This window comes from Streptomyces sp. NPDC001770, assembly GCF_053596135.1.
The window spans coordinates 1-7,353 of the sequence record NZ_JBSFFN010000083.1 but is presented as its reverse complement, the minus strand read 5'-3'; the positions used below and the strand labels follow the sequence as shown (position 1 = coordinate 7,353).

General features: G+C 71.6%; 9 protein-coding genes. 3 read left to right on the top strand and 6 right to left on the bottom strand.

Annotation, left to right across the window (positions count from 1 at the left end; genetic code table 11):
• From ACWCSV_RS34340 to ACWCSV_RS34330, 3 genes are all read left to right on the top strand, one after another.
• Positions 1 to 427 (top strand): lantibiotic dehydratase C-terminal domain-containing protein (locus tag ACWCSV_RS34340; protein WP_451149151.1); only part of this gene is annotated, 427 nt, incomplete at its 5' end.
• 10 nt (positions 428 to 437) lie between these two features.
• Positions 438 to 986, top strand: coding sequence for a DUF1697 domain-containing protein (locus ACWCSV_RS34335; RefSeq protein ID WP_451149149.1), 549 nt, complete (start codon positions 438 to 440; stop codon positions 984 to 986).
• Positions 979 to 1,362, top strand: a complete 384-nt coding sequence (locus ACWCSV_RS34330; RefSeq protein ID WP_451149147.1) for a nuclear transport factor 2 family protein — start codon at positions 979 to 981, stop codon at positions 1,360 to 1,362. Before ACWCSV_RS34335 ends, ACWCSV_RS34330 begins: the two co-directional genes overlap by 8 nt.
• 18 nt (positions 1,363 to 1,380) lie before the next feature.
• On the opposite strand, the gene ACWCSV_RS34325 is transcribed toward ACWCSV_RS34330, so the two are convergent.
• The 6 genes from ACWCSV_RS34325 to ACWCSV_RS34300 form a co-directional block, all read right to left on the bottom strand.
• Entirely contained in the window at positions 1,381 to 2,238 is an 858-nt protein-coding gene (locus ACWCSV_RS34325) for an ABC transporter ATP-binding protein (RefSeq protein ID WP_451149153.1), read from the bottom strand.
• Between the two features lie 154 nt (positions 2,239 to 2,392).
• Positions 2,393 to 3,184: a sirohydrochlorin chelatase gene (locus ACWCSV_RS34320; RefSeq protein ID WP_451149145.1), complete on the bottom strand. Its 792-nt coding sequence runs from the start codon at positions 3,182 to 3,184 to the stop codon at positions 2,393 to 2,395.
• A 9-nt stretch (positions 3,185 to 3,193) separates the two neighbouring features.
• Positions 3,194 to 4,108: an ABC transporter permease gene (locus tag ACWCSV_RS34315; RefSeq protein WP_451149143.1), complete on the bottom strand. Its 915-nt coding sequence runs from the start codon at positions 4,106 to 4,108 to the stop codon at positions 3,194 to 3,196.
• Positions 4,095 to 4,886 carry an ABC transporter ATP-binding protein gene (locus tag ACWCSV_RS34310; protein ID WP_451149141.1) on the bottom strand — a complete coding sequence of 264 codons (792 nt, stop codon included), beginning with the start codon at positions 4,884 to 4,886 and terminating at the stop codon, positions 4,095 to 4,097. The genes ACWCSV_RS34315 and ACWCSV_RS34310 overlap by 14 nt, the downstream gene beginning before the upstream one ends.
• 43 nt (positions 4,887 to 4,929) lie before the next feature.
• On the bottom strand, positions 4,930 to 6,051 hold the full coding sequence (locus tag ACWCSV_RS34305) for an aliphatic sulfonate ABC transporter substrate-binding protein (protein WP_451149139.1): 1,122 nt from the start codon (positions 6,049 to 6,051) through the stop codon (positions 4,930 to 4,932).
• Positions 6,052 to 6,284: 233 nt separating this feature from the next.
• Positions 6,285 to 7,353, bottom strand: a 1,069-nt coding sequence (locus ACWCSV_RS34300) for a sulfate adenylyltransferase subunit 1 (protein WP_451149137.1), incomplete at its 5' end; no start/stop codon positions are given.

The window sequence follows — 7,353 nt, the reverse complement described above, 5'->3', positions numbered from 1 at the left end:
TCTCGTCCGCGGGTTCCACGCCGAACAGGGTCAGGAGGACGGCGAACGATGGCTGCTGGACCAGTACGCCAAGGACCCTCGGCGGCACAGGATGTTCAGCGGCAGGCGCCGTGACGCGCTGGCCCTCATCACCGTCGGCGAACCGGATGTTCCGGCCGGACTCGACGACTGGTACGCGTCGCTGACCGCGTACAGCAGCGCGGTCCGAGAAGGTGACGCCGACGTCTCCCGCGTCCTGCGCTCGCTGCTGCACATGCACGCCAACCGGCGGCTGCGCCTCGGTACCGACCTGGAACAGGACGCCTACGCCCTGGCCCGGGGCGCCGTGGGCGCACATCACGACCGGCGCCGTGCCCTGCTGCGACAGCCCCGAACGGCGGCGACGGACCGGCAGGCCCACCGGATTCCGGGAACGGACACCGCCTAAGGTGAGCTCCATGACGACGACGTACGCACTCCTGCTGCGCGGCATCAACGTGGGAGGCCACCGCAAGGTGCCCATGCCGGAACTGCGGACCCTCCTCGCGGAACTGGGCCACACCGGCGTGACCACGTACCTGCAGAGCGGCAACGCGGTCCTCACCGCGGCGAGCGACGACGACAAGGAGGTCGCGGCGGAGATCGAGCGGGCCATCGCGAAGCACTTCGGGTTCGCCGTCGACTGCCTCGTCCGCTCCGGCGCCTACCTCCGCGCCGTCGCCGACGCATGCCCCTTCCCCGCCGCGGAGTTGGAGGGCAAGCAGCTGCACGTCACCTTCTACGACGAGCAGGTCACCGAGGACCGTTTCGCCCGGGTGGACCCCGCCGCCCACCTGCCGGAGGAGTTCCGGCTCGGCGACCGTGCCCTCTACCTCTACGCTCCCGACGGCCTCGGCCGCTCCGACCTCGCCGTCGCCCTCGCCCGGCCGGCCGTCACCAAGGGGCTCGTCGCCACCAGCCGCAACTGGAACACCGTGGTCAAGCTCGTGGAGCTGACCCGTGACTGAGCTCCCGTACCCCGTGGCCGAGGCCATCGAGAACGAACTGCGGCTGCTCGACCCCGAGGTACGCCGTTCCGCGCCGCTCCTCGCGACAGTGCTGCACCCCGAGTTCCGCGAGATCGGCACCAGCGGCCGGCTCTGGGACCGCGCCGCGATCATCGCGGAACTCACCTCCGAGGCCTCCACCCGCCCCGGCCCGCTGACCGCCTCCCGGATGGAGGGCGTCGAGCTCGGCCCCGGCCTCGTCCACCTGACGTTCGACACCGAGCACAAAGGCAGCCGCGCGCACCGGAGTTCACTGTGGCGGCTGACGGACGGGGGCTGGCAGCTCTACTTCCACCAGGCCACCCCGTTCGCCGAGGATGCGTTCAACGAGGCCTGATCCGGGGCGCGCCGCGCATCAGCGGCGGGTCACCCGCTGCGCGCGTGCGCTCCAGCGGCCCTCCGTACGCGTGATGCGCACCGGATGGCCGAAACAGTCGCTGACCCGGTCCGTGGTCAGCACCTCGTCGGCCGGCCCCGATGCCACGCACTTCCCGCCGCGCAGCAGCATCGCGTGCGTCGTGGACGCGGGCAGCTCCTCCAGGTGGTGCGTGACCAGCACCGTCGCCAGCTCCGGGTGCTCCTCGCGCAAGGCGTCCAGGCTGTCCAGCAGCTGTTCCCGGGCTGCCAGGTCCAGGCCGGTGGCCGGTTCGTCGAGGAGCAGCAGCCGGGGGCTCGGCATCAGGCTGCGCGCGATCAGCGTCCTGCCCCGCTCGCCCTGGGAGAGCGCCGGCCAGCGCGAGGCCTCCTTGCCGCCCATCCCGAGCATCGCCAGCAGCTCGTCCGCCCGCGCCCGCTCGTCGGCCGTCGGCGTCCAGCGCGGCAGCGGCTCGACCGAGTTGGTGAGACCCGTCAAGGTGACCTGGCGCACCGTCAGGGCCGACTGGAGCGGGTGACGGGGGTTGACGTGCCCGAGCAGCGTCCGCAGCTCCCGCAGATCCACCCGGCCCAGCGTCCTGCCGAGCACCTGCACCGAACCCCGGGTGGGGTGGGTGACCGCGCCGAGCAGCCCCAGCAGAGTGCTCTTGCCGGCGCCGTTCGCGCCCAGGAGCGCCCAGTGCTCGCCCTGCCGGACGGTGAGCGAGACGGTGTCAAGGATCGCCCTGCCGTCACGGACCACGGCGACCTCGTCGGCGTGGATCACCGGGACCGGCTCCTCGGGGGAGGGCCCGGCAGGGAAGGAGTGGGGACTGGCGACGGGGGCTGTGGTCACGATGGTTGCTCCTTACATCCATGCATCCGGCCTGTGGACCATATCGGTCCGGGATGTGGACGTGGAGCCGGGTCGGTCCCCGGGGGACGCTTTCCGGCCGACGGGCCCCGCTGGCCACGCGAGCCCCGCCAGGTCCGCGAGCCCCACGAGGTCGCGGTCAGGCCGACAGGGAGAGGGCGCGGGCCGCCCGTGCCTCGTCGTACCGCGCCAGCAGCAGCCGGGCCAGGGCCGGGGAGGCCCCGAGCACCTCGGAGAGCGTGTCCGCGCCGGCCTCGGCCGCACCCGCGACGATCCGGTCCGGAAGCCGGCCGGGCGCGATGACGTACGGCGCCACGGCGACCCGGGCCACCCCCTCGGCGCGCAGCGCGCGCACCGCGTCCCCGGTGCGGGGGAACCCACCGGGCGCGTTGGCGGAGGCGAACGCAGGCCGCACGGCGCACCAACCGGTGTGCCGCAGCTCCCGCGCGATTTCAGCGATCACTGCGATCGCCTCCGGGTCCGTGGAGCCCGCCGAGGCCAGGACCAGCCCCGTCGAGCGCTTGTCGGCGGCGGTGAGCCCGGCCTCGTACAGCCGCTGCTCCAGAGCGGAGTGGAGCAGCGGCGACGGGCCGAGGACGCCTGCCTGCCGGATGCGCAGCCGGGGCAGCCGGCCCCGGGCCTCCCGCAGTACCGAGGGGATGTCGGTCTTGGCGTGGAAGGCCCGGGTGAGCAGCAGCGGCAGCGCGACGACCTCTTCCACACCCGGGGTGCCCGGCTCGCCCGAGGTGCTCAGGGCGTGCAGGCGCTCCAGTACCCGGGGCACCGACGGCGCGTTGAAGTCGAGGAAACCCGTCTCCACGCGGAGCCCCGGCCGCAGCGACCGTACCCGCGCGGTGAGCGCGTGCACGGTCGCCGCGTGCCGCGGATCGCGGCTGCCGTGGGCGATGACGAGAAGGACGGGTGCGTGCATGGGGATGACTCAGTTCTTGACGAGAAGACCGCGGCTGCGCAGCACCCACCGCTCCAGCGGACTGAAGATCAGCAGGTCGATCGCGACGCCGACGAACAGGATGAGCAGGATCGACAGGAAGATGCCGGGCATGTCGAAGTTGTTGCGGCCGTTCTCCAGCAACTGGCCGAGCCCCAGGCCCAGATCGGGGGAGGAGGCGATGATCTCGGCGGCCATCAGCGAGCGCCAGGAGAAGGCCCAGCCCTGCTTCAGCCCCGCGAGATAACCGGGGAGTGCCGCCGGCAGCACGATGTGCCAGGTGCCGCGCAGCCCGGTGGCGCCGATGGTGCGGCCCGCGCGGAGGAAGAGCGGCGGGACCTGGTCGACGCCGGAGACCAGGCCGTTGGCGATCGACGGTACGGCGCCGAGCAGGATCACCGCGTACATCGTCCGGTCCACGAGACCGAGCCAGATGACGGCCGGGGCGACCCAGGCCACCGAGGGCAGCGACTGGAGACCGGAGAGGATCGGGCCGAGCGCCGCGCGGACGACCCGCACCCGGGCGACCAGCAGGCCGAGCGGGGTGCCGATGAGGACCGCGAGCACGAAGCCGAGCAGACCGCGCGAGACGCTGGTCCAGATGACCTCCAGCAGCGTGCCCTTGACCCACATGTCGGACGCGCTGTCCCAGACGGCGGACGGCGGCGGAAGCTTGTAGTCGTCGGTGACCTTCGCCCAGACCAGCACCTGCCAGACCAGGACGACCAGGACCACCGCGAGGACCGGCGGCAGCACCTTCTGGCCGAGGATCTCCCGTACCGGGGTGCGCCGGACCTGTACGGCGTCCAGCGCGTCGAGTCCGGCCTCCAGGCCCGCGAGGTCGTCACGCTTCGCGGTACCGGCCCCGCCCGCCGGTCCGGCGGACTTGATGTCAGTGCTGGCCATGGCGGCGGATCTCCCCACGCAGTTCTTCGGTGATCTCGACGGAGAGCTCCGCCACGGCGGAGTCCTCGATGCGGCGCGGGTGTTCGATGCCGACCGTCCACTCGCGGGCGATCCGTCCCGGCCGGGACGACAGCAGCACGACCCGCTGCGCGAGACGCACCGCCTCGCGCACGTTGTGGGTGACGAAGAGGACCGAGGCGTTGGTCTCCCGCCAGATCCGGGTGAGTTCGTCGTGCAGCACGTCGCGGGTGATCGCGTCGAGCGCCGCGAACGGCTCGTCCATCAGCAGCAGTTGGCTGTCCTGGGCGAGCGCGCGGGCCATCGCGACCCGCTGGCGCATACCGCCGGAGAGCTCGTGCACCCGCTTGCCGTACGCCCCGCCGAGGCGTACGAGTTCGAGCAGCCGCTCCGCTTCGGGGCGGCGCTCGGCCTTCGATACCCCGCGCAGCCGCAGGGCGAGTTCGATGTTCTTGCCCGCGGTCAGCCACGGGAAGAGGGCGTGCTCCTGGAACATCAGGGCCGGCCGCCCGCCGGGGGTCTCGATGGACCCCGCGGACGGGCGGTCGAGTCCCGCCACCAGGTTGAGCAGTGTCGACTTGCCGCACCCGGAGGCTCCCAGGAGGGTGACGAACTCGCCGGGAGCGACATCGAGCGTGATGTCGTCCAGGACGAGCTGCTGACCGGTGGGTCCGGCGAAGGACTTCGAGACGTGGGTGATACGAGCGGCGTGCTCGACCGACGCGCGGTCCTCGGCCTTGGTGAGGGTGCTGGTCGCCATGGTCGTCACCTCCTGGGAATCCTGGTTCGGGTGGGCGGACGGACTACTTGACGCCGAGACCGGCGTCGTCGACCGCGGGCTCGCCCTCGGCCTTCAGGACCTTGTTGAGCAGGGTCAGGTCGTAGATGCCGTCCAGGCTGGGCTTCTCCAGCAGGCCCGCCTTCACCGCGTGGTCGGCCTCCGCGTTCAGCGTGGCGGCCAGCGGGTCATTGGTGACCAGGATCGACTTCCAGGCCGGGTCCAGGATCTCCGGGGCGAGCGCCTTGCCGCTGAGCGCCTCCAGCGCCTTGTTGGCGGACGCCTTCGCCAGGTCCGGGTTCGCGTTGATCCACTTGTTCGTCTTCACCGAACCGCGCAGGACCGCTTCGACCACGTCGGGGTGCTCGGTCAGGAACTTCTGCGACACGATGATGTTGGTGATGACGAACTTGTTGTCCGGCCACAGCGTCGTCTCGTCGAGCAGCACCTTGGCACCCTCGGAGACCAGCTTGGACGCGGTCGGCTCGGGCACCCAGGCGCCGTCCAGGGAACCGGCCTTGTAGGCGTCCGGCGTCACCTTGTTGTCCGAGCGGACGACGGAGACGTCGCCCTTGCCGCTCTGCGCGTCGACCTTCCAGCCCTGCTCGGATATCCAGTTGAGGAACGCCACGTCCTGCGTGTTGCCGAGCTGCGGGGTGGCGATCTTCTTGCCCTTGAGGTCCGCCAGCGTCTTGATCTTGTCCGGGTTGACGACGAGCTTCACGCCGCCGGAGGCCGAACCACCGATGATCCGCAGGCCCTTGCCCTGGGACTTGGTGAAGCCGTTGATGGACGGCGAGGGGCCGATGAAGCCGATGTCGATCGAACCGGCGTTGAGCGCCTCGATCTCGGACGGGCCCGCGTTGAAGGTCGAGGTCTTGACCTTCGTGCCGCCGAGCTCCTTCTGGAAGGTGCCCTCCTGGACTCCGACCAGGGCGGTGGCGTGCGTGAGGTTCGGGAAGTACCCGATGCTCACGGCGTCAGCCGAGAGCTTCTTCGCCCCGGCGGTGGCGGCGGCGTCCGTCTTCTTCGAGTCGTCGTCGGTCGACTCGGAGCCGTAGCCGCAGGCGGTGAGAACCACGGCGAGCAGCGGCAGTGCGGCGGCAGCGACGAGGCTGCGGCGGACGGTGGTACGGGTGGCTGGCACGGGAGGCTTTCCTCTCGTTGGCCGGGCTCTACGTCCCTCGGGTCTCCGAGGGCGCGGCCGGGCGGTCGGCAGGTCTTCGTCTGTACGGGCGGTGCGTGTGGTGCGGGAGGGCGCGCAGGCAGTGCGCGTACGTCATCGCGCACATCGCGCCACCCCGCCCTGACCGCTGCCGAGGGCGCCGCTGCCCACCCGGCCGCCTTCCTTCGCGAAGGAGGAGAAGAAATCGGTTCCCATCAGAAGTCCCATTCGGCGTCGTCGTCGGCCGCTTCGGGTACGGACGCGCCCCGGGCGGCCTCGGCGAACGAGGCGCCCGCCATGCCGGCCGAGAGGGTCGTACCGTCCGCGGGGTCGATCAGCAGGAACGAGCCGGTACGCCGGGAGTCGGCGTACGCGTCGAGCGCGAGCGGTTCGGCGGTACGTACCACCACCCGCCCGATGTCGTTGGCGACCAGCTGCCCCGGGGCGGGGTGCTGGGAGAGGTCGTCGAGCGTGAGCCGCGAGGGGATGTCCTTCACGATCGCCTTGACCGTGCGCGTGGTGTGCTTCAGCAGCACCCGCTGGCCGACCTTGAGCGGCTGGTCCGCGACGTGGCAGACGGTCGCCTCGACGTCCTGGGTGGCGGCCGGGAGGCTGCCGCTCGGGGCGATCAGGTCGCCGCGCGAGACGTCCACGTCGTCCGCCAGCCGCACGGTCACCGACTGCGGGGCCCACGCGGTGTCCACGCTCACGCCCAGTGCGTCGATGCCCGCGACCGTCGTCGTACGGCCCGAGGGCAGTACGGTGACGGGCTCGCCGACCCGCAGCACGCCGGAGGCGATCTGGCCAGCGTAGCCCCGGTAGTCCGGGTGCTCGGCGGTCTGCGGCCTGATCACGTACTGCACCGGGAAGCGCGCGGGGCACTCGGTGAGGTCGTGGCTGACCGGGACGGTCTCCAGGTGCTCCAGGACCGTCGGGCCGCCGTACCAGTCCATGTGCGCGGACGGGTCCACGACGTTGTCCCCGGCCAGCGCGGAGATGGGGATCGCGGTGATCTCCGGGACCCCGAGGGAGGCCGCGTAGGCGGTGAACTCCTCGGCTATCGCGGCGAACACCGGCTCCTCGTATCCGACGAGGTCCATCTTGTTGACGGCGAGGACGACGTGGGGGACGCGCAGGAGGGCGGCGACGGCGGCGTGGCGGCGGGTCTGTTCGACGACGCCGTTGCGGGCGTCGACGAGGACGACGGCGAGTTCGGCGGTGGAGGCGCCGGTGACCATGTTGCGGGTGTACTGCACGTGGCCGGGGGTGTCGGCGAGGATGAAC